This window comes from Pseudomonas petrae, from assembly GCF_021728295.1.
Classification (GTDB): domain Bacteria; phylum Pseudomonadota; class Gammaproteobacteria; order Pseudomonadales; family Pseudomonadaceae; genus Aquipseudomonas; species Aquipseudomonas petrae.
Genome location: NZ_JAKJXE010000010.1, coordinates 44040 through 68947 on the forward strand (window position 1 = coordinate 44040; position 24908 = coordinate 68947).

Annotated in this window: 25 protein-coding genes, 1 tRNA gene and 1 pseudogene; 22 read left to right on the top strand and 5 right to left on the bottom strand. The window is 59.3% G+C overall.

Going from position 1 to position 24908, the window contains the following annotated elements:
- Window positions 1-53 precede the first annotated feature (53 nt).
- Window positions 54-2672, top strand: a complete 2619-nt coding sequence (locus tag L4G42_RS18050; protein ID WP_237259463.1) for a PAS domain-containing protein — start codon at window positions 54-56, stop codon at window positions 2670-2672.
- A 67-nt stretch (window positions 2673-2739) separates the two neighbouring features.
- Here the strand turns inward: L4G42_RS18050 and L4G42_RS18055 are convergent, their stop codons facing one another.
- Window positions 2740-3411 (bottom strand): lipopolysaccharide kinase InaA family protein, encoded by a 672-nt coding sequence (locus L4G42_RS18055; RefSeq protein ID WP_237250841.1) that lies wholly within the window; start codon window positions 3409-3411, stop codon window positions 2740-2742.
- Between the two features lie 372 nt (window positions 3412-3783).
- On the opposite strand from L4G42_RS18055, the gene L4G42_RS18060 reads away from it, so the two are divergent.
- From L4G42_RS18060 to L4G42_RS18105, 10 genes are all read left to right on the top strand, one after another.
- Complete coding sequence (locus tag L4G42_RS18060; RefSeq protein ID WP_237250842.1) at window positions 3784-4047, top strand: DUF1652 domain-containing protein; 264 nt, start codon at window positions 3784-3786, stop codon at window positions 4045-4047.
- Between the two features lie 265 nt (window positions 4048-4312).
- Window positions 4313-5269 carry a sugar ABC transporter substrate-binding protein gene (locus L4G42_RS18065; RefSeq protein WP_237250843.1) on the top strand — a complete coding sequence of 319 codons (957 nt, stop codon included), beginning with the start codon at window positions 4313-4315 and terminating at the stop codon, window positions 5267-5269.
- A gap of 93 nt (window positions 5270-5362) precedes the next feature.
- Window positions 5363-6913 (top strand): sugar ABC transporter ATP-binding protein, encoded by a 1551-nt coding sequence (locus L4G42_RS18070; RefSeq protein ID WP_237250844.1) that lies wholly within the window; start codon window positions 5363-5365, stop codon window positions 6911-6913.
- Entirely contained in the window at window positions 6913-7908 is a 996-nt protein-coding gene (locus L4G42_RS18075; RefSeq protein WP_419789382.1) for an ABC transporter permease, read from the top strand. Before L4G42_RS18070 ends, L4G42_RS18075 begins: the two co-directional genes overlap by 1 nt.
- Before the next feature lies 1 nt (window position 7909).
- Entirely contained in the window at window positions 7910-8932 is a 1023-nt protein-coding gene (locus L4G42_RS18080) for a LacI family DNA-binding transcriptional regulator (RefSeq protein ID WP_237250845.1), read from the top strand.
- A gap of 60 nt (window positions 8933-8992) precedes the next feature.
- Window positions 8993-9937, top strand: a complete 945-nt coding sequence (gene rbsK, locus L4G42_RS18085; RefSeq protein ID WP_237250846.1) for a ribokinase — start codon at window positions 8993-8995, stop codon at window positions 9935-9937.
- Entirely contained in the window at window positions 9934-10338 is a 405-nt protein-coding gene (gene rbsD, locus L4G42_RS18090) for a D-ribose pyranase (protein ID WP_108120153.1), read from the top strand. The genes rbsK and rbsD overlap by 4 nt, the downstream gene beginning before the upstream one ends.
- A gap of 42 nt (window positions 10339-10380) precedes the next feature.
- A complete protein-coding gene (locus L4G42_RS18095) occupies window positions 10381-11409 on the top strand; it encodes a nucleoside hydrolase (RefSeq protein ID WP_237250847.1) in 1029 nt (342 codons plus the stop codon).
- A gap of 60 nt (window positions 11410-11469) precedes the next feature.
- Window positions 11470-11775 (top strand): hypothetical protein, encoded by a 306-nt coding sequence (locus L4G42_RS18100; RefSeq protein WP_237251035.1) that lies wholly within the window; start codon window positions 11470-11472, stop codon window positions 11773-11775.
- Between the two features lie 206 nt (window positions 11776-11981).
- The gene (locus L4G42_RS18105) at window positions 11982-12320 is read left to right on the top strand and encodes an I78 family peptidase inhibitor (RefSeq protein WP_237250848.1); all 339 of its coding nucleotides are present in this window, start codon (window positions 11982-11984) and stop codon (window positions 12318-12320) included.
- 71 nt (window positions 12321-12391) lie between these two features.
- On the opposite strand, the gene L4G42_RS18110 is transcribed toward L4G42_RS18105, so the two are convergent.
- Both L4G42_RS18110 and L4G42_RS18115 read right to left on the bottom strand, forming a co-directional pair.
- The gene (locus L4G42_RS18110) at window positions 12392-12604 is read right to left on the bottom strand and encodes a cold-shock protein (protein ID WP_065991529.1); all 213 of its coding nucleotides are present in this window, start codon (window positions 12602-12604) and stop codon (window positions 12392-12394) included.
- A 297-nt stretch (window positions 12605-12901) separates the two neighbouring features.
- Window positions 12902-13216 (bottom strand): hypothetical protein, encoded by a 315-nt coding sequence (locus tag L4G42_RS18115; RefSeq protein WP_237250849.1) that lies wholly within the window; start codon window positions 13214-13216, stop codon window positions 12902-12904.
- A gap of 398 nt (window positions 13217-13614) precedes the next feature.
- On the opposite strand from L4G42_RS18115, the gene thrS reads away from it, so the two are divergent.
- The 11 genes and pseudogenes from thrS to L4G42_RS18170 all read left to right on the top strand — a co-directional run bounded on the left by thrS (window position 13615) and on the right by L4G42_RS18170 (window position 22774).
- The gene (gene thrS / locus L4G42_RS18120) at window positions 13615-15537 is read left to right on the top strand and encodes a threonine--tRNA ligase (RefSeq protein WP_133771115.1); all 1923 of its coding nucleotides are present in this window, start codon (window positions 13615-13617) and stop codon (window positions 15535-15537) included.
- A complete protein-coding gene (gene infC, locus L4G42_RS18125; protein ID WP_172613086.1) occupies window positions 15537-16088 on the top strand; it encodes a translation initiation factor IF-3 in 552 nt (183 codons plus the stop codon). Before thrS ends, infC begins: the two co-directional genes overlap by 1 nt.
- Window positions 16089-16148: 60 nt before the next feature.
- Complete coding sequence (rpmI, locus tag L4G42_RS18130; protein WP_003442181.1) at window positions 16149-16343, top strand: 50S ribosomal protein L35; 195 nt, start codon at window positions 16149-16151, stop codon at window positions 16341-16343.
- 28 nt (window positions 16344-16371) lie between these two features.
- Window positions 16372-16728 (top strand): 50S ribosomal protein L20, encoded by a 357-nt coding sequence (rplT, locus tag L4G42_RS18135; RefSeq protein WP_007905879.1) that lies wholly within the window; start codon window positions 16372-16374, stop codon window positions 16726-16728.
- Window positions 16729-16832: 104 nt separating this feature from the next.
- A complete protein-coding gene (gene pheS, locus L4G42_RS18140; protein WP_237250850.1) occupies window positions 16833-17849 on the top strand; it encodes a phenylalanine--tRNA ligase subunit alpha in 1017 nt (338 codons plus the stop codon).
- 32 nt (window positions 17850-17881) lie between these two features.
- On the top strand, window positions 17882-20260 hold the full coding sequence (gene pheT / locus L4G42_RS18145; RefSeq protein ID WP_237250851.1) for a phenylalanine--tRNA ligase subunit beta: 2379 nt from the start codon (window positions 17882-17884) through the stop codon (window positions 20258-20260).
- Window positions 20261-20263: 3 nt separating this feature from the next.
- Window positions 20264-20566 (top strand): integration host factor subunit alpha, encoded by a 303-nt coding sequence (gene ihfA / locus L4G42_RS18150; protein ID WP_002553164.1) that lies wholly within the window; start codon window positions 20264-20266, stop codon window positions 20564-20566.
- Window positions 20547-20903, top strand: coding sequence for a MerR family transcriptional regulator (locus L4G42_RS18155; RefSeq protein ID WP_081566855.1), 357 nt, complete (start codon window positions 20547-20549; stop codon window positions 20901-20903). The genes ihfA and L4G42_RS18155 overlap by 20 nt, the downstream gene beginning before the upstream one ends.
- A 95-nt stretch (window positions 20904-20998) precedes the next feature.
- Window positions 20999-21075: transfer RNA gene (locus tag L4G42_RS18160), tRNA-Pro, on the top strand.
- A 925-nt stretch (window positions 21076-22000) separates the two neighbouring features.
- Window positions 22001-22164, top strand: a pseudogene (locus tag L4G42_RS18165) (IS66 family transposase); the annotation flags it as partial.
- Between the two features lie 34 nt (window positions 22165-22198).
- The gene (locus tag L4G42_RS18170; RefSeq protein ID WP_237250852.1) at window positions 22199-22774 is read left to right on the top strand and encodes a substrate-binding domain-containing protein; all 576 of its coding nucleotides are present in this window, start codon (window positions 22199-22201) and stop codon (window positions 22772-22774) included.
- Window positions 22775-22796: 22 nt separating this feature from the next.
- Here the strand turns inward: L4G42_RS18170 and L4G42_RS18175 are convergent, their stop codons facing one another.
- Both L4G42_RS18175 and L4G42_RS18180 read right to left on the bottom strand, forming a co-directional pair.
- Window positions 22797-23720, bottom strand: a complete 924-nt coding sequence (locus L4G42_RS18175; protein WP_237250853.1) for a MurR/RpiR family transcriptional regulator — start codon at window positions 23718-23720, stop codon at window positions 22797-22799.
- Between the two features lie 69 nt (window positions 23721-23789).
- Window positions 23790-24902, bottom strand: coding sequence for a succinylglutamate desuccinylase/aspartoacylase family protein (locus L4G42_RS18180; protein ID WP_237259461.1), 1113 nt, complete (start codon window positions 24900-24902; stop codon window positions 23790-23792).
- Window positions 24903-24908: the final 6 nt, after the last annotated feature.

Genomic DNA, 24908 nt, shown 5'->3' on the forward strand with positions numbered 1-24908 from the left:
CGTCGCTCTAAACGAGGCTATCCGCTCACGATATTTCCTGTCAGGCCCTAATTATGGATACCCCACCCAACACCGGGTTCAGCGCAGCACCCCTGCGTTTCCTTGCCAACGGCGGTGCGGTCGGTGATCTGCTTCAGTCCCCATTGGTGGACGGCTCGCCCCTCGGCGCGCCCTCCGACTGGCCGGACGGTCTTAAAGCCCTGATGGGCACGATTCTCCCCGTGCAGGCGCAGATCGTGCTCTTCTGGGGGCCCGAATTTGTGGCGCTCTACAACGACGCCTATGCGCCGAGCATCGGCGAGAAACATCCGCGCGCTCTCGGTCGGCCCGCGATCGAAAACTGGCGCGAACTGTGGGACGACCTTGAGCCACTGCTGCGCGGCGTTCGGGAAACCGGGCAAACGTTTGCTGCCAGGGACCGTGCCTTTTATATCGAGCGGCACGGCTACGGCGAAACCGTCTACTTTGACGTCTCCTATTCTGCGGTGCACCAGAAAGACGGGGCCGTCGGCGGCGTGCTCTGCGTTGTCACTGAAACCACCGAGCGCGTGCATTACGAGCGTCGTCAGGCGCTGCTGCTTGAGCTGGGCCAGGCCTTCCCCTCCATTCGCGACCCCGAACAGATCGAAGCGGACGTCATCCGGCGTATCGGTCGCGAGCTGGGCGCCGCCCGCGTTCATCTCGCGGAAGCTGACGAGGAAACGGGCGATTTCATCATTCGCCGTGAATACCGTGAGGGTGACGTCGCGGCCCGGTCAGGGCTGATCTCCGTCAGCGATGACACCTGTTCGGCGTTGCGCCAGGGCGCCACCGTGCAAGCGTCGGCAAAGGCCGATTCTGTTCTCGCTGACCCGCGCACCGTTGCACTCCAGCCAGCCGACACAGTGAGTCTGGCCGTGCATGTCCCGTTGATGCGCCATGACACATTGGCCGGCGTGTTTACCGTTGAGTTCGAAGGGCAGCGGGTCTGTAGCCCCCATGACATCCATGTCATCGAAGAAACGGCCAAGCTGGGCTGGCAATGGATCAACCACACGCGGGCGGAATCGGCGCTGCACGCCAGTTCCGCGCAACTGGCCGGGATGTTCGAACAGGCAGGCGCCGGGATTGCGCTGTGTGATCATCGAGGCGTGTTTCAGCAGGTCAATGATCGCTACTGCGACATCATGGGGCTGCGGCGTCAGGCAATTGCCGGACGCTCGATCCTCGAATTGCAGAACGAGGTAGCAGTCAATGCGCAGCCAATGTTTTACGAGAACTTCCTGACCGCCGAGGCCCCCTTCGAACTGACTCAGCACCACGTGCGCGCAAACGGCTCGGTCGTCTGGGTGCAGACCCACGTCACGCCACTGCTCGATGCGCAGCAGCAGGTGAGCGGTCTGCTGTTTGTCTGCGTGGACATCTCCGCGCGGGTCGGCGCTGAACATCAGTTGATCGAACTCAACGAAAGCCTCGAACAGCGCGTCGCCACCATGGTGGCCGAGCGCGAGGCGGCCATTTCGCAGCTGCACGAGTCGCGCAAGATCGAGATGGTCGGCCAGCTGGGCGGCGGCATCGCCCATGACTTCAATAACCTCCTGACGCCGATCATGACGTCGCTGGAATTGCTGCGGCGCCAGCCGGTCAGCAATGATCGCTCCCATCGGCTTATCGACGCCGCGCTGCAAGCGGCGGATCGCGCGCGAATTCTGGTAGGTCGTCTGCTGACCTTTGCCCGCAGGCAGACGCTCAAGCCTCAGGTCGTGGCGCTGGACAGTCTGGTCAACGACATGCGTGACCTTATCCAGCGCTCGCTGGGCCCGACCATCGAAGTGATTGTCGAGATTCCGGCAGATCTGCCAAACATATACATCGATCCCCATCAGCTTGAACTGGGTGTGCTCAATCTCGCGGTCAATGCCCGAGACGCGATCGCCGAACGCGGTTACTTGAAAATCAGCGCCTGCCCGGAGCTGGTTGCCGACAGTCCGGGGCTGGGTCCAGCGCCCGCGCCGGGTCGCTACGTCAGGCTGACGGTGTCGGATAACGGCAGCGGCATGAGCGAAGAGGTGCTGGGACGTTGCGTAGAACCTTTTTACTCAACCAAAGGCGTCGGCAAGGGCACCGGGCTCGGGTTGTCGATGGTGCAGGGGCTGGCCTTGCAATCCGGCGGTGGTTTTGATGTTCAGTCGACGTCGGGCCTCGGCACGCGCGTCGACATCTGGCTGCCGGTCTCCAGCGCCGATGTGCTCAAACCGGCAGAAGGCGAGGGCGACTCAGGGCCCGACGCGGACCACCCTTTTCACGTGCTGGTGGTAGATGACGAGGAGCTGGTCCGCTACACCGTTGCGCTGCAACTGCGTGACCTGGGCTATCGGGTGACCGAAGCGGCGTCGCCTTCCGCTGCCGAGCACATGGTCAGCGCCGGGTTGCGGCCGGACGTTCTTATCACCGATCAGCTGATGGCAGAAAAAAGCGGCACGCAGCTCGCCCTGAGTTTGCGCGAAATCCTGCCAGCGCTGCCGGTGCTGGTCGTCACGGGGTACACCCGCGAATCGTCGACGCAGATTGCCGGTTTCGAGGTGCTGGCCAAGCCCTTCAGCCGCGCCGACATTGCGTCGAAAGTGGCGCAGGTCATCAACGATCAGAAAGTGTCGCCATTGATCAGCGAGCAGGCCGGTCACGCCTCTTGATGGGTTGAGCCCTTCACGCCAAATGCTGCATCGGCTGAAGGGCCGCAGCCTCGCTTGCCAGCCTCGCCTAAACGGCTCGGCCGATTGCCTGCTCGTAGCACGAGAGGAAGTACTGCCACTGGGCCTCGTCCCAGAATGAGTGTCTTCTGAGCTGAGGAATGTCGTGACGCGCGGCGCCCATGGTGGTGATCCGGCCATGGGATTTTTCCAGATCCAGCAGCGCCAGCTCGAAATCAAACCGCGTGTCGGTGACCGTCGCCTTGATGAAGATGTGTTTGGAGCGCATGCAGCCGTGCTGCCACTTGCCCAGGTGCATCTTCGCCAGTGTCTCGGCCAGACGCTTGAAGAGTCGCTGATGTTGCTCGACGCTCAAGGTGCTGGCGCCGCCCTGGGCATACCATGAGTCGAGGTCGATGAAACCGCCCAGATCCTTGGTGACCAGAACGCCTTGCCACACACCGGCGACCTTACGTGCGCCGAAAAAAACAGGTCGTGGCGCGTTAACACCCAGTTCCTCGAGTTTTGTCAGCGCGATGCCCTCACGCAGTGCAGTCGGGCGGCCAGTGGGGTAGCGGAAGCTGCGAAACAGGTGGCCGGTCTGGCGCTTGACGTAGAGCGTCTTGCCATCGTGCACCACACGCTGCACACCGCTGGTGCCGTTGCGGCGTACATTTGGCGGCTCGACCCAAGGCCCCGAAGTGCCCCACCAGAACTCAAACTCATTGTTTGCCCGACCCATCATGCGCTCCAAATACTGTAGAAATCTTGCGTGTGCAGCGACTGCCATGTTGCAGTGCGAGCCCCTCTGGCCGTCGCGGGCGTGATTAGTTCACTGCCGCTCTAGGATATTGGCGAATGGCCATTTTCGAGGCGCCCAGCTTACTGGCTTGTGGCGTTCATGAACCCGTCAAACCCATGCCATTTATGCCATCCAGCAGGCCGTAAGTGCAGCGCAGGTGTGCGCAGTGTCGCAACGCCATCTTATCGAATGACCCCTGGGACGCGTCTCCCTTGAGCTGCGTCATGTCCGTTCGTCCCATTCATGTAAAACTCGCGGAATTGCTGTCGCCGTGCGACATCCACCGTGCATAACTAAATAAGGAAATTTGCCATGATCTCTCCCCTTGAACTCTGCCATATCGTCGAATCAGGTTTCCTGCCCGCCAAGTGCAAATGCACCATCGATGCCAAAGATCAGATGATGGTGCAGATATTCGATCGCGAAAGGGGCCACGCGGATTTACTTGCTGGGGGCATTCCGGTCAGTTCGCTCAATTCCAGCCGTGCCATTGCCAACCTGATCGCCAGGTTAAAAGACGATTTGAAGCTGCACGCTGCCGGCCGCCGCGCGACCGCCCATCAGGAGCGTGCCTAACTCATCAGTAACGTGCATAACAAGCGGCACGATTGACCTTTCCTTTCTATCCTCCGATTCAGGGTGCAGGCCATCAGTGCTGCAACGGCGATCGGAGGAGCAGGGCGACACCCGGCCCGTCTTCTTTTTTCCTTGCTTTGCAGAGTTGACAAAAGCTCAAACGATTCCCATAGTTTCGTTCACGCAAACGTTTGCGATTTCGTCGATCCTGCCCCTGACGCGTAAACGCTGCCGATAACAACAATCATAATGTCGGAGTGATTCCATGAAGCTGCCATTCGCTGTACGCCTTCTTGCTGTTGCCATGCTTACCGCTTCCGCTGCAACCCTGCCTCTCTCATCCGCCTTTGCCGACGACGCGAAAAAGCCGACCGTCGCGCTGGTGATGAAATCCCTGGCGAACGAATTCTTCCTGACCATGGAAGACGGCGCCAAGGTCTATCAAAAAGAGCATTCCGCTGACTTTGACCTGATCTCCAACGGCATCAAGAACGAGTCCGACACGGCCGCGCAGATCGACATCGTCAATCAGATGATCGTCAAGAAAGTCGACGCGCTGGTCATCGCCCCGGCCGACTCCAAGGCCTTGGCGTCGGTCCTGAAAAAGGCCATGGATGCGGGCATCAAGGTCGTCAACATCGACAACCAGCTCGACGCCGACGTGCTGAAAAGCAAGGGCATGGAAGTGCCTTTCGTAGGCCCGAACAACCGCAAGGGCGCCAAGCTGGTGGGCGACTACCTGGCCAAGCAGCTGACTGCAGGTGATGAAGTCGGCATCATCGAAGGCGTGCCGACCACCACCAACGCGCAGCAACGCACCGCTGGTTTCAAGGACGCGATGGACGGTGCGCAGATGAAGATCGTTTCCACGCAGTCAGGTAACTGGGAAATCGACAAGGGCAACGCGGTCGCGTCCGCCATGCTCAACGAATACCCGAACCTGAAAGCGCTGCTGGCCGGTAACGACAGCATGGCCCTGGGCGCTGTCTCGGCAGTTCGTGCGGCAGGCAAGGCGGGCAAGGTTCAGGTTGTCGGCTACGACAACATCAACGCCATCAAGCCGATGCTGAAAGACGGCCGTATTCTGGCCACCGCTGACCAGTTCGCGGCGCGTCAGGCTGTGTTCGGTATCGACACCGCACTGAAAATGGTCAAGGGCGAGAAGCTCGAGATCACCAACGGCGTGATCGAAACCCCGGTCGAGCTGGTGACCAAGCCTTAATAAGCCCGTCCGGGTTTCAATCGGCACTGTCCACCTCAGCAGTTTCCAAAATATGTACCGCCTGCCCGTGAGGGCAGGTGCGTGGAGATCGTTATGTCAGCGTCTGCTCAGGCCGCTGTTCTATCTGTCAGTGGTATTGGCAAAACCTACGCCCAACCCGTACTCGGTGACATCGACCTGACGCTGATGCGCGGGGAAGTGCTGGCCTTGACGGGCGAAAACGGCGCTGGCAAAAGCACGCTGTCGAAAATCATCGGCGGCCTGGTCACACCGACCACCGGCCAGATGCAATTTCAGGGGCAACCCTACCAGCCTGCCAGTCGCACCCAGGCCGAAAAGCTCGGTGTGCGCATGGTCATGCAAGAACTCAATCTGCTGCCGACGCTGTCGGTCGCGGAAAACCTGTTTCTCGATAATCTGCCCAGCCGCGCCGGTTTCATCAATCGCCGCAAGCTGCGCGAAGATGCGATCAAGGCCATGGCCCAGGTCGGCCTCGAGGCCATCGACCCCGACACGCTGGTCAGCGAACTGGGCATCGGCCATCAGCAGATGGTCGAAATCGCGCGCAACCTGATCGGCGACTGCCACGTGCTGATCCTCGACGAGCCGACGGCGATGCTGACGGCGCGCGAGGTTGAAATGCTCTTCGAGCAGATCACTCGCCTGCAGGAACGTGGCGTTTCCATCATTTATATCTCCCACCGCCTGGAAGAACTGGCCCGCGTAGCCCAGCGCATCGCTGTGCTGCGTGACGGCAAGCTGGTCTGCGTCGACTTCATGGCCAACTACAACAGCGAGCAGCTGGTCACGTTGATGGTTGGCCGCGAACTGGGCGAGAAGATCGATCTGGGCGAGCGCAAGATCGGAGCAGTGGCACTGTCGGTCAAAGGTTTAAATCGCGCCGACAAGGTCCGCGACGTTTCCTTTGATGTCCGGGCCGGCGAAATCTTCGGGATCTCCGGGCTGATCGGCGCCGGGCGTACCGAGTTGCTGCGACTGATTTACGGCGCGGACGTGGCCGACAGCGGCAGCATCGAAGTGGGCAGCCCGCTGCGCAGCGTGCAGATCAAATCGCCAGTGGACGCCGTGGGTCATGGCATTGCCTTGATCACCGAAGACCGCAAAGGCGAGGGCCTGCTGCTTTCGCAATCGATCAGCGCCAACATCGCGCTGGGTAACATGGAAGCCATTTCCAGTGCCGGCGTGGTCAACGGCAATTCGGAGATCGCTCTGGCTCAACGCCAGGTGGGCGCCATGCGCATTCGCAGTTCCAGCCCCACGCAACTGGTGTCGGAACTGTCGGGCGGCAATCAGCAGAAGGTGGTGATCGGCCGCTGGCTGGAGCGCGATTGCCAGGTGATGTTGTTCGACGAGCCCACGCGCGGCATCGACGTCGGCGCCAAGTTCGACATCTATGCGCTGCTGGGTGAACTGACCCGTCAGGGCAGGGCGCTGGTGGTGGTGTCCAGTGATCTGCGCGAGCTGATGCTGATCTGCGACCGCATCGGCGTGCTGTCTGCCGGGCGCCTGATCGACACCTTCGAGCGCGACACCTGGACCCAGGACGAACTGCTTGCTGCTGCCTTCGCGGGCTATCAAAAACGTGACGCGCTGCTGTCTGAAGCCGCGCCCAGGATCGACTGATGAAAACTTCTACTACTCCTGCCGCGTTGCCGTCTCCGGGCAAACGCAGCGGCAACTACTTCGGCCTGGGCACTTATCTTGGGCTGGCAGGCGCATTGCTGGCGATGATCGTGTTGTTCTCGCTGCTCAGCGATCATTTCCTGTCGTACGAAACCTTCAGCACCCTGGCCAACCAGATCCCTGACCTGATGGTGCTGGCGGTCGGCATGACGTTCATCCTGATCATCGGCGGCATCGACCTGTCGGTGGGTTCGGTGCTGGCGCTGGCTGCGTCGGCGGTCAGTGTCGCCATGCTCGGCTGGGGCTGGGGCGTATTTCCGTCGGCGTTGCTGGGCATCGCCTGCGCTACAGCGGCCGGCACGCTGACCGGCTCGATCACCGTGGCATGGCGCATTCCCTCGTTCATCGTATCCCTCGGCGTGCTGGAAATGGCGCGGGGCGTGGCGTATCAGCTGACCAACTCGCGCACCGCGTACATCGGTGACTCGTTCGCGTGGCTGTCCAATCCCTTCGCCTTTGGCATTTCACCGTCGTTCGTCATCGCGCTGATCGTCATCTTCGCGGCCCAGGCCGTGCTGACGCGTACCGTGTTCGGGCGCTACCTGATCGGCATCGGCACCAACGAGGAAGCCGTGCGTCTGGCGGGCATCAATCCCAAGCCGTACAAGATCCTGGTGTTCTCGCTGATGGGCCTGCTGGCGGGCGTTGCCGCGCTGTTCCAGATTTCACGCCTGGAAGCCGCTGACCCTAACGCCGGCTCGGGCCTTGAACTGCAAGTGATCGCGGCGGTGGTCATCGGTGGCACCAGTCTGATGGGTGGGCGGGGTTCGGTGATCAGCACCTTCTTCGGCGTGCTGATCATTTCGGTGCTGGCTGCAGGGCTGGCGCAGATCGGCGCAACCGAGCCGACCAAACGCATCATCACCGGCGCCGTGATTGTTGTCGCGGTGGTCCTCGATACCTACCGCAGCAATCGCGCGCGGCGGCGCGGCTGACATGGCAACCATCAAGGATGTAGCGGCGATTGCCGGGATTTCCTACACCACGGTGTCTCATGTCCTTAACCGCACCCGACCGGTCAGCGAACAAGTGCGCAAGAAGGTCGAGGCCGCCATCGTCCAGCTGGACTACGTGCCCAGCGCCGTTGCGCGGTCGCTCAAGGCCAAGGCCACGGCGACCATCGGCCTGTTGATTCCCAACGGCATCAACCCGTACTTCGCCGAACTGGCCCGGGGCATCGAGGATTACTGCGAGCGTAACGGCTTCTGCGTGATCCTCTGCAATTCCGATGACAACCCCGACAAGCAGCGCAGCTACCTGCGCGTGCTCCTGGAAAAACGCGTCGATGGCCTGATCGTTTCGTCGGTGGGCGGCGGTGACAGCCTTGTCGAGGGTTTGTCCGCGGTCCGCACGCCGATGGTCATCGTCGACCGCGACCTGGACGGCGTAACGGCTGATCTGGTGCGCATCGACCATGAGCTGGGCGCGTATCTGGCGACGTCGCATCTGCTGTCCCTCGGCCACCGGCACATCGCCTGTATTTGCGGCCCGGCGCAGACCAGCGTGGCGAAAATGCGTCTGGCGGGGTATCACCGGGCCATGCAGGAAGCCTCGGTCGACGTGCCGGAAAGCTGGGTGGTGGAGAGCGATTTCACCGGCCCCAGTGGCTATCTCGCTACGGTGAAACTGCTGGAGCGGGATCCGCCCACGGCGATTTTTGCGGCCAACGACATGGTCGGCATCGGCGTGTTGCGCGCTGCTGCCGAGCGTAACGTGCGGGTCCCGGCGGACTTGTCGGTCATCGGCTTCGACGACATCCAGATGAGCCAATACGTCTACCCGGCCCTCACCACCGTCGGCCAATCCATTCTGCAACTGGGCGAGCGCGCTGCCGAAGTGCTGTTGCGACGGATCTCGGCGCGGGGCGAAACCCCTGTCGAACACCTGATCGTTGCGCCGAGCATCGTGCTGCGCGAATCCACCGCGCCTCCACCCCAGGCTTTCACCCAGCTTCGTTGAACCGGGCGCTTTGCCCGGTCTAAAACAGTGTTCTGAAAAGTGTTCTGAAGAGTAGACGTCATGCAAGCAAAAGTAGTGATAGTGGGCAGCCTGAACATGGACCTGGTGACGCGCGCGCCGCGTTTGCCGCGTGCCGGAGAAACCCTGGCGGGGCAGTCGTTCGTCACCGTGCCGGGCGGCAAGGGCGCCAATCAGGCCGTGGCGGCGGCACGACTGGGCGCCAGTGTCGCCATGATCGGCTGTGTGGGCGATGACGCCTATGGCGAACAACTTCGCGCCGCGCTGCTTGCCGAAGGCATCGATTGTCAGGCAGTGACCCGCATCAGCGGCGAGTCCACCGGCGTCGCGCTGATCATCGTCGATGACAGCAGCCAGAACGCCATCGTCATCGTGGCCGGCGGCAACGGCCACGTCACTGCGTCCGTGGTGGAAGGCTTCGACGCTTTGCTGTCCCAGGCAGACGTCATCATCTGCCAGCTCGAAGTGCCACTGGACACCGTCGGCCATGTCCTCAAGCGCGGCCACGAACTGGGCAAGACCGTGATCCTCAACCCGGCGCCGGCCAGTGGCCCGCTGCCTGCCGAATGGTTCGCCTGGATCGATTACCTGATCCCTAACGAAAGCGAGGCAACCGCACTGACCGGTCTGCCGGTAGACAGCACCGCCAGTGCAGACGCCGCCGCCTCGGCATTGCTTGCCGCCGGCGTCAGCAAAGTGATTGTGACGCTGGGCGAGCAGGGCGCCTTGTTCGCCAGCCCGTCGCGCTCCGAGCACTTCCCGGCGCCCAAGGTCCAGCCCGTTGACACCACGGCGGCGGGCGATACCTTCGTCGGCGGCTTCGCGGCGGCGCTGGCCGACGGCAAATCCGAATCCGACGCCATTCGCTTCGGTCAGGTCGCCGCGGCGCTGTCCGTGACCCGTTCCGGCGCGCAGCCTTCCATTCCTACGTTTGCCGAGGTTCAGGCCTCTGCTGCTCATTCCGCCGCACACGGGCATCAATCATGAAAAAAACACCCTTGCTCAACATCGCCTTGTCCCGCGCCATCGCGTCTCTCGGCCACGGCGACATCCTGATGATCGTCGATGCGGGCATGCCCGTGCCGGCCGGCGTCGAACTGATCGATCTGGCGCTGACCCACGGGGTGCCCGATTTCCTCAGCGTGCTGAATGTGGTGCTGACTGAAATGCAGGTCGAGAGTCATGTCCTCGCCGAAGAGATGCTGTCGAAACAGCCGCCAGCCCTGGCTGCGGTCACGGCCTTGCATGCCTCGGGCGGGCTGGGCGAGCAGCGTCTGGTGAGTCACGACGCGCTGAAACACCTCAGCCGTGGCGCTCGGGCTATCATCCGAACCGGCGAATGCCAGCCGTACACCAACATCGCGTTGGTGGCGGGTGTGGTTTTTTAACGCCCATCTTTCAGATTCAACATCCAGGAACAAGGAGTTCCCATGAAGACCCATCGTCAATTTTTCTCCGGACTGATCAGGAGTGCCGCGCTGTTGGCCATTTTATCTGCCACGTCGGTGCATGCCGCCGAGAAGCGCGACGTGATCATCGACACCGACCCGGGCGCCGACGACGTTGTCGCGTTGCTTTTGGCGCTGGCGTCGCCGCAAGAACTTAACGTTCTGGCGATCACCACCGTGGCCGGTAATGTGCGTATCGACAAGACCTCGCGCAATGCCCGGCTGGCACGGGAATGGGCCGGTCGCGAAGAGGTGCCGGTTTACGCCGGTGCTGGCCGGCCGCTGGTGCGCACGCCGATCTACGCCGAGAACATCCACGGGAAGGAAGGCCTGCCAGGCGTAGAAGTGCACGAGCCGAAGAAGCCGTTGGCTGAAGGCAATGCCGTGCAATACCTGGTTGACACCTTGCAGAAGGCCGCGCCCCACAGCGTCACCATCGCCATGCTCGGGCCGCAGACCAACCTGGCGCTCGCGCTGATTGAGGCGCCGAACATCACGCAGGGCATCAAGGAAGTCGTGGTCATGGGCGGTGCCCACTTCAACGGCGGCAACATCACCCCGGTGGCCGAGTTCAACATTTACGCCGACCCCGACGCCGCGAAGGTAGTGCTGGCCAGCGGTGTGAAGCTCACCTACGTGCCGCTGGACGTTACCCACAAAATCCTCACCAGCGAAGCGCGCCTCAAGCAGATTGATGGCCTGAACAATCAGGCCGGCAAGTTGGTCAGCGGCATCCTCAACGAGTACGTCAAGGCTGACATGGTCCATTACGGCCTGCCCGGCGGGCCGGTACATGATGCGAGCGTAATTGCCTGGCTGATCAAGCCGGAGCTGTTCAGCGGCAGGCAGGTCAATCTGGTGATCGACAACCGAGAAGGTGTTACTCACGGCCAGACCATTGCCGACTGGTACGACACCCTCGCTCAGGACAAAAATGTGTTCTGGGTCGAAAACGGCGATGCTCAGGGCTTTTTTGACCTGTTGACTCAGCGCCTGGGTCTTTTGAAGTAACAACAGTGCTGCGCTGCGTGGCCTCCCGCTGCGCAGTGCAAAGCAGCGAGAATGAAAACCGTGTCTATCGATCTCAATAATCCCGATTCCTTCACCCACGACGCTGTCCGGCAAATGATCGCGGCTGCACGGGACGGTGCGCACAACCAGCTGCGCGTCGGACGCGACGGCCGTGCGTGGATCTCCAGCGACGCGGTGGGCGGCGTGGACATCGGCGGACTGCTGTTTCGCCTGGAAACCTGGGCTGCCGGGTCGGGGTGCGTCGGCCCGGTGGCGGCCAGCGATGCCGTGTGGGTCACGCAGATCTACAACGCCCTTCGCGACAACTGGGCCAGCCCCACGACCGATTACGTCGACGTCTATTGAGTCGCGCCCGCCTGTTCGGCGCGTCCTGCGGGCGCGGCTTTAACGTTTTGTCACGATTTGAATGCGCCGGGCAGGCGACGTCTGGGGCAGACTCCTGCGCTGTCTTCAACAGCCCGCGTGTCCATGCCCTGGCCCGGACACGGCGAAACGAAGCCGCTGGACCGCTGTCGCAGAGGTTCTGCTTTAGATAAATGTTAGGAGGTTGTATGCCCTGGAAATACGCATCATCGGGTCTGGTGCTCGCCGCAGCGCTGCTGGCCGGTTGCAGCAGCACGTCGGAGTCTACGAGTCAGCCTGAGGAGAGCGTTGCCAGTTCCCCGGCCAGTTCCGCTGGTGGTTATGCTCGTTGTGATGCGGCAGCGGTGCAGTTCGCCGTCGGCAAGCCGGCGTCAGCGGCATTGCTGGATCAGGCGAAGGCCAAGGCCGGCGCGCAGACAGCCAGAGTGCTCGGGCCCTACGACATCGTGACGCTGGAATACCGCTCGGATCGTCTGAACCTCAACACCGATGATTCGGGCACGGTGAACCGCGTCAATTGCGGATAGCGTCACCGCAAACTGAAATCGCAGGCATAAAAAAACCCCGTCAGTGACGGGGTTTTTTCAGATCGCTGGGATTACTCCGCGCGAACCTGAGCAGCTTGCATGCCCTTTTGGCCTTTCTCAGCCACGAAGGAAACAGTCTGGCCTTCTTTCAAGCTTTTGAAACCGTCGGATTCAATGGCTTTGAAATGTACAAAAAGGTCGTCGCCGCCACCCTGTGGGGTGATGAAGCCGAAGCCTTTTTCATCGTTGAACCATTTTACGGTGCCGGATTGGCGATTAGACATGGTGTATCTCCAGGAACATAATTTTCAGTAGTGCTGTGTTGCTCAGGCCAACTGGGCACACGAGCGCTATCATAGTCGAATTGTGTGAATGCTGGACTTTTTCGATTAGAACTTTGCGTCAGCATCTTCGATATAACGCTCCAAATGGGCTCTTCAGGCCTGTTCAGCCTCACTGGCGCGTTTGGCGGCGAACCCGTTCATCAGCCCTGAAACCCGCTGAATTCGCGGGCTTCAGGGTGTTAGTCGATACTCATTTCTTTACACCCCGGTCCGGGATATCAAGGAAATGTAAATTTTTTATTTTTTGCCATTCAGGCAGTTTTTGCTCACTGCAGCCTGCAGGCGAGAGGTCATATCGGTACTGGGAGGCGTCGTTTTGTCATTCAGCGACGCGATCTCCTTGTCCGAGAAGTTCTGGTTGATCTGCTGAGCGCCGCACTCGCAGTGCGCTTTGACTGTGCTGGCGTCCATCGATGGATTGCTCTGGGTGGCTGCGGTGGTGCATTCGTTCATGTAGCTGGTCTTGGTTTTCGCATCCATCGCGGCATGAGCGCTGAGGGGCAGGGTCAGGGCCAGCGGGGCGAGAAGGGCGGCAACGCGTAGAAGCTTCATGGTGGATTCCTTTTTGTCGATTTTGTCGCTGTGCCGACGAGACGTCAGGCCAGAACGTGTGGTACCGATAATCTGAGGTCTTCGACGCGCACCAGTTCCGTGGACCTGACAACGCGCGGCCAGGCTGCTGCCTGTCGTAAGCCGCCAACCACCGTTTAGCTGACCCTGCCGTAACGCTGTGATAGCATGCGCGCCTGCAGATTAGCGCGCGTTTCGCGGGGCCCCGTTGCCCTGCTGCAAGTTCTGTCGATTTCGTAAGTTCCAGTCACTCTGGTTCGGTCTTCAGGTTGGCCTTCGGGCTCCTGCCACTGTGAGGCAGGCATACCACCGAATCGCGTACTGGCTCTATCCCACCCACGTGACCTTTGGTAGGGGTCACCACTAGGAGAGGAGGCGCCATGCCAACTATTACTCTTCCCGACGGCAGTCAACGTTCTTTCGATCACCCGGTATCCGTTGCCGAGGTCGCAGCATCCATTGGTGCAGGCCTGGCCAAAGCCACCGTGGCCGGCAAGGTCAACGGTCAACTGGTTGATGCCAGCGACATCATCGATACCGATGCGAGCCTGCAAATCATTACCCCCAAGGATCAGGAAGGCCTGGAGATCATTCGTCACTCCTGCGCGCACCTGGTTGGCCATGCCGTCAAGCAGCTCTATCCGACTGCAAAGATGGTGATCGGCCCGGTCATCGATGACGGCTTCTATTACGACATCGCATACGAGCGTCCTTTTACCCCGGACGACATGGCGGCGATCGAGCAGCGCATGCAGCAGCTCATCGAAAAGGATTACGACGTCATCAAGAAGGTCACGCCGCGCGCGGAAGTGATCGAAGTGTTCACGGCCCGTGGCGAAGATTACAAGCTCCGGCTGGTCGAAGACATGCCGAACGAGCAGGCCATGGGCCTGTATTACCACGAAGAATACGTCGACATGTGCCGCGGTCCGCACGTGCCGAATACTCGTTTTCTGAAGTCGTTCAAGCTGACCAAGTTGTCCGGCGCCTATTGGCGCGGCGATGCCAAGAACGAGCAACTGCAGCGCGTTTATGGCACGGCGTGGGCTGACAAGAAGCAGCTGGCTGCTTACATCCAGCGAATCGAAGAAGCCGAAAAACGCGATCACCGCAAGATCGGAAAGCGCCTGGGCCTGTTCCATACCCAGGAAGAAGCGCCGGGCATGGTGTTCTGGCACCCGAACGGCTGGACGCTTTACCAGGTTCTCGAACAGTACATGCGCAAGACCCAGCGCGAAAACGGCTACCTCGAGATCAAGACGCCTCAGGTTGTCGACCGCTCCCTGTGGGAGAAGTCCGGGCACTGGGCGAACTACGCCGAGAACATGTTCACCACCGAGTCGGAAAACCGCGACTACGCCATCAAGCCGATGAACTGCCCGTGCCACGTACAGGTGTTCAATCAGGGTCTGAAAAGCTACCGCGAGTTGCCGCTGCGTCTGGCCGAATTCGGCGCTTGTCACCGCAACGAACCTTCGGGTGCGCTGCACGGCATCATGCGCGTGCGGGCGTTCACCCAGGACGACGCGCACATTTTCTGCACCGAAGAACAGATGCAGGCTGAATCTGCGGCGTTTATCAAGCTGACCATGGCGGTCTACGCCGATTTCGGTTTCAAAGACATCGAAATGAAGCTGTCGACCCGTCCGGAGAAGCGTGTCGGTTCCGATGAATTGTGGGATCGCGCCGAGTCCGCACTGGCTGCAGCCCTTGACAGCGCTGGTCTGCCGTACGATCTGCAACCGGGCGAGGGTGCGTTCTACGGTCCGAAGATCGAATTTTCTCTCAAGGATTGCTTGGGTCGCGTCTGGCAATGCGGTACTCTGCAGCTCGATTTCAACCTGCCGATCCGTCTGGGTGCCGAATTCGTGTCGGAAGACAACGGTCGCAAGCACCCGGTCATGTTGCACCGCGCAATCCTTGGCTCCTTCGAGCGCTTCATCGGAATCCTGATCGAGCATTACGAAGGCGCCTTCCCTGCGTGGCTTGCTCCAACTCAAGCAGTGATCATGAATATCACTGATAAACAGGCTGATTTTGCCCTTGAGGTGGAAAAAACATTGGCGCAAAGCGGATTCCGTGCCAAGTCCGACTTGAGAAATGAAAAGATCGGCTTTAAAATCCGCGAGCATACGTTGCTCAAAATTCCGTATCTCCTCGTGATTGGAGATCGGGAGGTTGAAACACAAACTGTCGCTGTGCGTACACGTGAAGGCGCAGACCTTGGCTCGATGCCGGTCGCCCAGTTCTCGGAGTTCCTTGCACAAGCGGTTTCCCGGCGTGGTCGCCAAGATTCGGAGTAATTATTATTAAGCGTGAAATGAGACAAGATAAACGAGCTGCACCGAAAGCCCCGATCAACGAGAATATCTCGGCACGTGAGGTTCGTTTAATTGGGGCTGAGGGTGAGCAGCTTGGGATTGTGTCAATTGAAGACGCGCTTCTTAAGGCTGAAGAGGCCAAGCTGGATCTGGTGGAAATTTCCGCCGATGCAGTACCCCCTGTTTGCAAACTGATGGACTACGGCAAATCGATCTTCGAGAAGAAGAAACAGGTTGCTGCCGCCAAGAAGAATCAGAAGCAGATCCAGGTTAAAGAAATCAAGTTTCGTCCAGGGACGGAGGAAGGGGATTACCAGGTAAAACTACGCAACCTGGTACGTTTCCTGAGTGACGGGGACAGGGCCAAGATTTCCTTGAGATTTCGCGGTCGTGAGATGGCCCACCAGGAGCTGGGGATGGAGCTGTTGAAGCGGGTTGAAGCTGACCTGCTCGAATACGGCTCGGTCGAACAGCATCCTAAGATGGAAGGACGCCAGCTGATCATGGTCATCGCCCCGAAAAAGAAGAAATAACCACCAGGGCACGGCAGGCCTTGCGGTTATGTTTATCAACTGAATGCGGAGTATCCGAACATGCCAAAGATGAAGACTAAAAGTGGTGCAGCTAAACGGTTTTTGAAAACCGCGAATGGCATCAAGCACAAGCACGCTTTCAAGAGCCACATCCTGACCAAAATGTCGACAAAGCGTAAGCGTCAATTGCGTGGAAGCAGCTTGCTGCATCCGTCCGACGTGGCAAAAGTCAAGCGCATGCTGCGCCTTTGCTAATTTTGATCAAGAACAGAGGAATTAACTCATGGCTCGTGTAAAGCGTGGCGTCATTGCCCGTAAGCGTCACAAAAAAATTCTGAAACTTGCTAAAGGCTACTACGGCGCGCGTTCACGCGTATTCCGTGTTGCCAAGCAAGCGGTAATCAAGGCTGGCCAATACGCCTACCGTGACCGTCGTCAGAAAAAACGTCAGTTCCGCGCTCTGTGGATCGCTCGTATCAACGCTGGTGCGCGTATCAACGGTCTGTCCTACAGCCGTTTCATCGCTGGCCTGAAAAAAGCGTCGATCGAGATCGACCGCAAGGTTCTGGCTGATCTGGCAGTGAACGAAAAAGCGGCGTTTGCTGCGATTGTCGAGAAAGCTAAAGCCACTTTGGCCTAAGTCCCCGGCAATCACCGGACCCCGCTCGGGGTTCGGTGTTAAACGTCATAAATAGGGGAAGAGCCTTGTAAGCTCTTCCCCTATTTTGTATCTGGAGTCTGTACATGGAAAACCTGGACGCGCTGGTCTCTCAAGCACTTGAGGCCGTGCAAAGCGCCGAAGATATCAATGCCCTGGAGCAAATCCGGGTTCTGTACCTTGGCAAGAAGGGCGAATTGACTCAGGTGATGAAGACCCTGGGAAATCTGCCTGCTGAAGAGCGGCCGCACGTCGGCGCGCTGATCAACGAAGCCAAGGAGCGTGTCACAGAGGTTCTCAATGGGCGCAAGGCGTCGTTCGAGGAGGCTGATCTTGCGGCCAAACTCGCGGCCGAATCCATTGATGTGACCCTGCCTGGCCGTGGCCAGACCACTGGCGGTCTGCATCCGGTTACCCGCACTCTGGAACGAATCGAGCAGTTCTTCACCCATATCGGCTACGGTATTGCCGAAGGCCCTGAGGTCGAAGACGATTATCACAACTTCGAAGCGCTCAACATCCCAGGCCATCACCCGGCCCGGTCGATGCACGACACTTTCTATTTCAATGCGAACATGCTGCTGCGCACCCATACCTCGCCGGTTCAGGTCCGCACCATGGAATCGCAGAAGCCTCCGATCCGCATCGTCTGCCCCGGCCGTGTGTATCGCAGTGACTCCGATATCACTCATTCCCCGATGTTCCATCAAGTCGAAGGCCTGCTGGTCGACCGCGATATCAACTTCGCCGACCTGAAAGGCACCATCGAGGAATTCCTGCGCGTGTTCTTTGAAAAAGAGCTGGCAGTGCGTTTTCGTCCCTCGTATTTCCCGTTCACCGAGCCTTCGGCTGAAGTCGACATGGAATGCGTGATGTGCAGCGGCAAAGGCTGCCGCGTCTGCAAACAGACCGGCTGGCTTGAAGTCATGGGCTGCGGCATGGTTCACCCGAACGTGCTGCGCATGTCGGGCATCGATCCGGAAGAATTCCAGGGCTTCGCCTTCGGCATGGGCGTAGAGCGTCTGGCGATGCTGCGCTATGGCGTCAACGACTTGCGCCTGTTCTTCGACAACGACTTGCGGTTCCTCGCGCAATTTCGCTAGGTCGCCCGTAACGAATTCTTTAGGAGAGCAGGATGAAATTCAGTGAACAATGGCTGCGTGGCTGGGTTAGCCCGCAGGTGTCCCGCGACGAGCTGGTTGCTCGTCTGTCGATGGCCGGCCTTGAAGTGGACAGCGTCACCCCGGCAGCGGGCGTTTTCAGCGGTGTTGTGGTGGGCGAGGTGCTGAGCACCGAGCAGCACCCGGACGCTGACAAGCTGCGCGTTTGCCAGGTGAGCAACGGCGCCGGGACTTTTCAGGTTGTGTGTGGCGCGCCAAACGTGCGCCCCGGTTTGAAGATCCCGTTTGCCATGATCGGCGCAGAGTTGCCGGGCGATTTCAAAATCAAGAAAGCCAAGCTGCGTGGAGTCGAATCCAACGGCATGCTGTGTTCGCAGGCCGAGTTGCAGGTAGGCGAGGGCAATGACGGCCTGATGGAGCTGGCGGGCGACGCGCCGGTTGGTCAGGATGTGCGCGTTTATCTGGAGCTGGACGACGCAAGTATTGAAGTCGACCTGACGCCCAACCGTGGCGACTGCCTGTCGGTGGCCGGTCTGGCCCGTGAAGTGGGTGCGCTCTATGACGCAGTCGTCACGCACCCACAGGTTGCAGCGGTTCCGGCCGTTCACGATGAAGTGCGTCCGGTTGAAGTGCTTGCGCCTGCGGCGTGCCCTCGCTATCTGGGTCGCGTCATCCGCAATGTCGACCTGTCGCGTCCTACGCCGTTGTGGATGGTTGAGCGCCTCCGTCGCTCGGACGTCCGCAGCATCGACGCCGCGGTCGACATCACCAACTACGTGATGCTTGAACTGGGTCAGCCGTTGCACGCGTTCGACCTTGCCGAAATCAATGGCGGTATTCGCGTGCGTATGGCGGAAGAGGGCGAGAAGCTCGTGCTTCTGGATGGTCAGGAAGTCAGCTTGCGCGCTGATACCCTGGTCATTGCCGACCACCAGCGTGCCCTGGCCATCGCCGGTGTCATGGGTGGCGAGCACAGCGGCGTGTCCGCGACGACCCGCAATATTTTCCTTGAAAGCGCCTTTTTCGATCAGATTGCCGTTGCCGGCAAGGCACGTTCGTATGGCCTGCACACCGACGCCTCCCATCGCTACGAGCGCGGCGTCGACTGGCAGCTGGCCCGCGAAGCCATGGAGCGCGCCACCGGCCTGCTGCTGGAAATCACCGGCGGTGAAGCCGGTCCGGTCATCGAGACCGTCAGCGATCAGCATCTGCCTTCGGTTGAGCCGATCATTCTGCGTGCAGAGCGTATCGAGCAGATGCTGGGCATGAAGATGGACGCAGCGGAAATCGAGCGTCTGCTGACCGCGCTTGGCCTCACCGTCGCGCTTCACGCCAGCGAGCAATGGCGCGTCGAAGTGCCAAGTCATCGCTTTGATATCACCCTCGAAGTCGATTTGATCGAGGAGCTTGCGCGTCTCCACGGTTACAACCGTCTGCCGGTTCGTTACCCGCAGGCGCGTCTGGCACCACAGCCGCGTGCCGAGGCTCAGAGTGATCTGCCGGCCTTGCGTCGGCTGTTGGTGGCGCGCGGTTATCAGGAAGCAATCACCTACAGCTTCATCGATCAGAAATGGTTTGAGCTGTTCAGCCCGGGCGTTGAGCCGCTGTTGCTGGCCAATCCGATCTCGGCTGACATGTCGGCAATGCGTTCGTCCCTGTGGCCGGGTCTGGTGAAGTCGCTGCAACACAACCTCAATCGCCAGCAGGATCGCGTGCGCCTGTTCGAGAGCGGGTTGCGTTTCGTCGGTCAACTGGAAGGCTTGAAGCAAGAGCCGATGCTGGCGGGTGTGATCTGCGGCAGCCGTCTGCCGGAAGGCTGGGCGCAAGGCCGCGATGTCGTCGACTTCTTCGACGTCAAGGCTGACGTCGAAGCAGTGCTGGGCTTCGCCGGTGCGCAGGATGATTTCCGTTTCGTACCCGGAAGCCATCCCGCGCTGCACCCGGGTCAGACCGCCCGTATCGAGCGTGAAGGGCGTGAAGTCGGCTACATCGGCGCGCTGCACCCTGAGCTGTCGAAAACGCTGGGACTTGATCGTCCGGTGTTCGTGTTCGAGCTGGTTCTGGCTGAAGTTGCCGTGGGCCGCCTGCCGAAATTCCACGAGCTTTCACGCTTCCCGGAAGTGCGTCGCGACCTGGCGCTGCTGGCCGATCGTGATGTTTCGGCGACCGCCGTGCTGGACGTTATTCGTGAGAATGCAGGGGAATGGCTCACAGACCTCAGGCTATTTGATGTTTATCAGGGTAAAGGCATTGATCCGCTTAGAAAAAGCCTTGCAGTCGGCTTGACCTGGCAACATCCATCGCGCACTCTTACTGACGATGAGGTAAACGCTTCGACGCAGCAAATTCTCACCTCGCTAGAGGAAAGGTTAAACGCCACGTTAAGGAAGTAGCGTATGGGGGCTCTGACGAAAGCTGAGATGGCCGAACGTCTGTACGAAGAGCTAGGCCTGAACAAACGAGAAGCCAAGGAACTGGTCGAGCTGTTCTTTGAGGAAATCAGGCACGCTCTGGAAGATAACGAGCAGGTCAAATTGTCCGGATTCGGAAATTTTGATCTGCGCGACAAGCGCCAGCGACCGGGCCGGAATCCCAAGACAGGGGAAGAAATCCCCATTACCGCTCGCCGTGTGGTCACCTTTCGCCCAGGGCAGAAACTGAAGGCCCGAGTTGAGGCTTATGCTGGAACCAAGTCATAACGACGAGCTACCGCCTATCCCTGGCAAACGCTACTTCACCATTGGTGAAGTCAGCGAGCTCTGCGCGGTCAAACCGCACGTTCTGCGTTATTGGGAGCAGGAGTTTCCTCAACTCAACCCGGTCAAGCGCCGCGGAAACCGCCGGTATTATCAGCGACAGGACGTGCTGATGATCCGCCAGATCCGCGCGTTGCTCTACGATCAGGGCTTCACCATTGGCGGTGCGCGTTTGCGCATGTCCAGCGATGAGGTCAAGGATGATTCGCTGCAGTACAAGCAGCTGATCAAACAGATGATTGCCGAGCTGGAAGATGTCTTGGTCGTGCTGCGTAAGTGACATCGCGCGGCTAGCCTAAATACTTCCATCATTCAGAAGCTTAGGGTATATTCCTCGACGCTTTCGCAAGAACCCGCAACACATTAACGCCTAGTCGGGGCGTAGCGCAGTCCGGTAGCGCACTAGCATGGGGTGCTAGGGGTCGAGTGTTCGAATCACTCCGTCCCGACCATATTTTTTGATGAAAATCAGACGCTTTAGCCGATCTTCAAAGATCGGCTTTTTTGTGCTTTCCATTTTCAATAGGAGGGCACATATCGGGCAAATGGAAACGTGTGTGCGGCCATCGGTGATCCTCTACTGCAATCGGAGAGCTGATTGCAATAACTCAATGGGTCGTGATGCTGTGATGTCACTGTGAGTTCACGCCGCTTTTGGCCCTTTTTCGCGCGGCCTTTGGCACCAATTCTGTCTGATATTTCTCTTCCTTTCTCAGCTTTTTCGCATGTCAGATAAACTTGGTAAACGCCCTGTTTCCGAGCCATCAGGGCGTTTTTCCTCATCCGCTACGTGCCACTAACCCCTGGAAGCTCAGTTCCGATTCTTCGTTCTTAAAGATCACCATGCCAAATCAGCGAAACCGGCTGTATGTCACGCGGGCCTTGCCTTTGAAGACAAACGGAAGCAGCGAAAGCCGGACTTCCGATGGTGCGCTAGGGAAACGGAACAGAGCGCGGGGGGGGCGGGGAGGGTGGTTGAGCAATCGCCAGCTCTGTGAAAGGTCTCTAGTCGCCGCCCGAGTCCTTTGATCACAAGGCCCAGGGGCCGATTTTGAATCAAAACATCGCATCCGAGAGCCTGACTCATACCTCCAAATTCGACGTTTTTGGGCCCAAACCGCAGTGCCAAACAGGCCGCAAATTGACCCGACTTCATGCTGTTTTGGTGACAAACCATTTTGCAGGTAGCTGGCACCGATTGAGTGCCGCTCAACCCTCAAAAGATCCGTTGGCCGCGGCTTCTAGCGGTCAGCTCGGAATCTCTTGCAAGGTCCTGGTCGTTGCCAAATCCGCTGCTAACTCACAGGTATGGGGAAGGGGTAACGGACAGTAAAGCAGTTCTTAAGCTCAGTATCCACTCTCAGTGGATCGATTAGGTGTTACCGTCAGGAATCGATTTTTGGTCGCGCCGGCTTGGTGATTCCACGCTCGACTTTGGCTAAAAAGGGCGGGTTACGGGCTTGCAGTTGTATCCCCTGGTCGATGCGCTACGTGACTTAATGGTCGAGCAGCAGGTCGTGCACGCGGATGAAACGCCCAGGTAAATGCCTGCTCCGAGCTTGAAGAAAACCCACGTTGACGCCATTGCTGGCTGAATTTCAAATTGGCAATCCGGGCGCCCGGCTTGAGTTGTCCATCGCTGAACATACAGAGGATCTGTTGCGCCGTGACGCCGACCTCGCCGTGCGCATGCTTGGACCGCAACAGGGCGCATTGATCGCTCGAAGCCTGGATCACAGTAGAGTTTGTCCCTACGCCCATCGCGACTATCTGGTGCGGGAAGGTGCGCCGCGAAATCGCGAGCAACTTATGGAGCACCGATTAGCCGGTTACGACCGTCGCATCGGGTTGCATGCGCATTGGCAGGCGAAGGGGCTCCCGATGCCCATCGAACAGCTGGCATTCCGCTCTGATTGCGCCATGGCGCGATTGGCAGCACTCCGTGCAGGTCTCGGGATTGGCCTATGCCACATAACGCTGGCCCCTCGGGAGTTCGAGTTGGTTGCATTGGAACCTGAGTTATTTGGCTTCGATTTGGAGATATGGCTGGCGATCCATGAAGACCAACGTGAGCGAGCAGGGTTGCGCAAACTGTTGGATTTTCTCGCCGAGCGCTTGCCTATACAGCTGGGAGTTGCCACCTTGAGTTAGGCCAAGGAAGCGGGCGGCGGTCTTAACGGGCGAGTGGTCTTTTCTTGGTACCAGGCTTGTTAGCCGACACATGCAAGTAAGAAAGTACACTTTCAGTCAGCTCCGCAGACAGGCGCACAGCCTCCTTGTTTCGCGTCATCACGGCAGCGACCAAACCCTCTATCAACGCCAATACCGCCGAATTTGAACTGATCAGAACCGGATGATTTGCTGCCGCGAACAGTGTGTAATCGGCGATGTTGGCCAAAGGTGACGCGGGTGAATCCGTAATGGCGAGCACCGCTGCCCCGCGCTCGTTGGCGAATCGTGCCAATTGCAGCGTGTCCTGTGAGTAACGCGGCAGCGAGATTGCAAGCAATACGTCATCTGGGGTGATTGAGGCCAGCCGATAGGCTGCGTTTTCGTTGCCTCCCTCCATGCTGATTGCCTGAGCGTCCGCGATGAAGGGGATCAGGTTGGACGCGGCGAGTCCAGCCATATAAGCACTGTTTCCGAATCCGAGAATATAGATTTTGCGCGCCCGAATCAGCGCCGCGACAAACGCTTCGAACACCTGCGAAGGATTGTTGGTGTTTGTGGTACTCAGGTTGCTGGCCGCCAGTTGAAGTTGTTCGGTCAAGCCAAATTCCCCCGAGGGACGCAGGGCCATTTCATCGCGCAACTTGTCGACCGGCGACACCATGTCTTGCAAGGTCGAGACCAACTCCGCCTTCAGTTGCGTGTAACCCTTCAAACCCAAGGCTCGGGACAGCCGATTGACCGCCGCCGGTGACGTCAGTGACTGCAGGGCCAGTTCCTCGATGTTCAGGGTTGCTGCCTTTAAAGGGTGACGCAAAATGAAGTCAGCGACCTTGCGCAACGAGGGTTGCAGATCCGGTGAGGCCTGCGCGAGGGTGCGCATGATGGGGGCGGTATAAACAGTGGCATTGCGAGAGGGTTGGAGCATAGGTCAGGCCAGCCTGTCGATCGATGGCCCCAGTGTATCTGAAGCGAGCGGATTCACGGGGATGTTGCCTCAATCGGTCAGTAGTCTTCCATGGCGGATGGGCTCGCTGCCCGTGACCTTGGCCAGCCAGAGGCCTGGTTGAGCAAAACGCAATCGCTCGCGGGCATAAAGAATGCCGTTCGTGGTGGCGCACACTTGTGTGTGTCTGTCGCTGATCGGATCGAAGACGTCAAAGAGCGGGTCGCCTTTATTGACTCGCGCGCCCAGTGGCTTGAGGAACGATACAACGCCCGTGTGTGGCGCATAGGCATACTGCGCGCCTGCGAAGGGCGTTGCTTCACAGCATGGCAAGGGGGCAGCTGGCCACTCGCCGCTGATCATTTCCAGCTCGCTCAGGTACGCCAGGATGGCTTCGGCGTGAGCTTCGGCCTCGACCTGGCCGGTGTCCGCCATACCGCCCAGTTCGATTGTTGTGGCCATACACGCCATCGGAATGGCGGCCGCAGAAAATTGTTTGGCCAGTTGGAGCCATAGCATCGAGCACGCTTCGTCAAAGGAATCGCCGCCAGCGGCTTCAGCCAGCAAGGCCACGCTTGCACCAAGGCGAGTCGCCAGTGGCGTCAGTGCATCCCAGAGCTGTGGCAGGCTGTAAAGCAATAAAACAGATTCAAAATCGCAGTGCAGATCGAGCACTACGTCGGCGTCACAGGCGTGAGTGAGTAAGAGGCGTTGCAGTCCCTCAAGGGCTGACGCCGCCTGCGGCAGCTCAGCCAGCACCTCATGCATGGCTGCTCTGATAATCCGCACATTATCGTTGGCCGTTGCGTGCAGGCGACCAGTGACTTTTGTCGCGACCTTTTCAGCGAGTGACGGGAAATCGCGATTGAAATTCTTGCCACTGGAAAAGTCGAATCGACCTTGGTGGGTGGCTTGAAACATCTGTGACAGTCCAATCGGATTAGCCACTGGAACCAGTTCGATAGTCGCGTTCAAGCGACCTTCCTTCTCCAGCTCGCGCAAGCGTTTTTTCAGGTCGACCGCGACGCGCATGCCTGGTAGTTCATCCGCGTGCAGCGATGCCTGAATGTAGGCTTTTCTCGGGCCGCTACCAAAACGAAAAACCGACAGCCTTCGCTCGATACCTGGGCTGCCCCAAGGCAGCAAGTGCTCGATATGTTCCATACAGAA

Coding starts and splice junctions, on each gene's coding strand:
- L4G42_RS18050 (WP_237259463.1), top strand. CDS start 54: ATGGATACCCCACCCAACACCGGGTTCAGCGCAGCACCCCTGCGTTTC.
- L4G42_RS18055 (WP_237250841.1), bottom strand. CDS start 3,411: ATGGGTCGGGCAAACAATGAGTTTGAGTTCTGGTGGGGCACTTCGGGG.
- L4G42_RS18060 (WP_237250842.1), top strand. CDS start 3,784: ATGATCTCTCCCCTTGAACTCTGCCATATCGTCGAATCAGGTTTCCTG.
- L4G42_RS18065 (WP_237250843.1), top strand. CDS start 4,313: ATGAAGCTGCCATTCGCTGTACGCCTTCTTGCTGTTGCCATGCTTACC.
- L4G42_RS18070 (WP_237250844.1), top strand. CDS start 5,363: ATGTCAGCGTCTGCTCAGGCCGCTGTTCTATCTGTCAGTGGTATTGGC.
- L4G42_RS18075 (WP_419789382.1), top strand. CDS start 6,913: ATGAAAACTTCTACTACTCCTGCCGCGTTGCCGTCTCCGGGCAAACGC.
- L4G42_RS18080 (WP_237250845.1), top strand. CDS start 7,910: ATGGCAACCATCAAGGATGTAGCGGCGATTGCCGGGATTTCCTACACC.
- rbsK (WP_237250846.1), top strand. CDS start 8,993: ATGCAAGCAAAAGTAGTGATAGTGGGCAGCCTGAACATGGACCTGGTG.
- rbsD (WP_108120153.1), top strand. CDS start 9,934: ATGAAAAAAACACCCTTGCTCAACATCGCCTTGTCCCGCGCCATCGCG.
- L4G42_RS18095 (WP_237250847.1), top strand. CDS start 10,381: ATGAAGACCCATCGTCAATTTTTCTCCGGACTGATCAGGAGTGCCGCG.
- L4G42_RS18105 (WP_237250848.1), top strand. CDS start 11,982: ATGCCCTGGAAATACGCATCATCGGGTCTGGTGCTCGCCGCAGCGCTG.
- L4G42_RS18110 (WP_065991529.1), bottom strand. CDS start 12,604: ATGTCTAATCGCCAATCCGGCACCGTAAAATGGTTCAACGATGAAAAA.
- L4G42_RS18115 (WP_237250849.1), bottom strand. CDS start 13,216: ATGAAGCTTCTACGCGTTGCCGCCCTTCTCGCCCCGCTGGCCCTGACC.
- thrS (WP_133771115.1), top strand. CDS start 13,615: ATGCCAACTATTACTCTTCCCGACGGCAGTCAACGTTCTTTCGATCAC.
- rpmI (WP_003442181.1), top strand. CDS start 16,149: ATGCCAAAGATGAAGACTAAAAGTGGTGCAGCTAAACGGTTTTTGAAA.
- rplT (WP_007905879.1), top strand. CDS start 16,372: ATGGCTCGTGTAAAGCGTGGCGTCATTGCCCGTAAGCGTCACAAAAAA.
- pheS (WP_237250850.1), top strand. CDS start 16,833: ATGGAAAACCTGGACGCGCTGGTCTCTCAAGCACTTGAGGCCGTGCAA.
- pheT (WP_237250851.1), top strand. CDS start 17,882: ATGAAATTCAGTGAACAATGGCTGCGTGGCTGGGTTAGCCCGCAGGTG.
- ihfA (WP_002553164.1), top strand. CDS start 20,264: ATGGGGGCTCTGACGAAAGCTGAGATGGCCGAACGTCTGTACGAAGAG.
- L4G42_RS18155 (WP_081566855.1), top strand. CDS start 20,547: ATGCTGGAACCAAGTCATAACGACGAGCTACCGCCTATCCCTGGCAAA.
- L4G42_RS18175 (WP_237250853.1), bottom strand. CDS start 23,720: ATGCTCCAACCCTCTCGCAATGCCACTGTTTATACCGCCCCCATCATG.
- L4G42_RS18180 (WP_237259461.1), bottom strand. CDS start 24,902: ATGGAACATATCGAGCACTTGCTGCCTTGGGGCAGCCCAGGTATCGAG.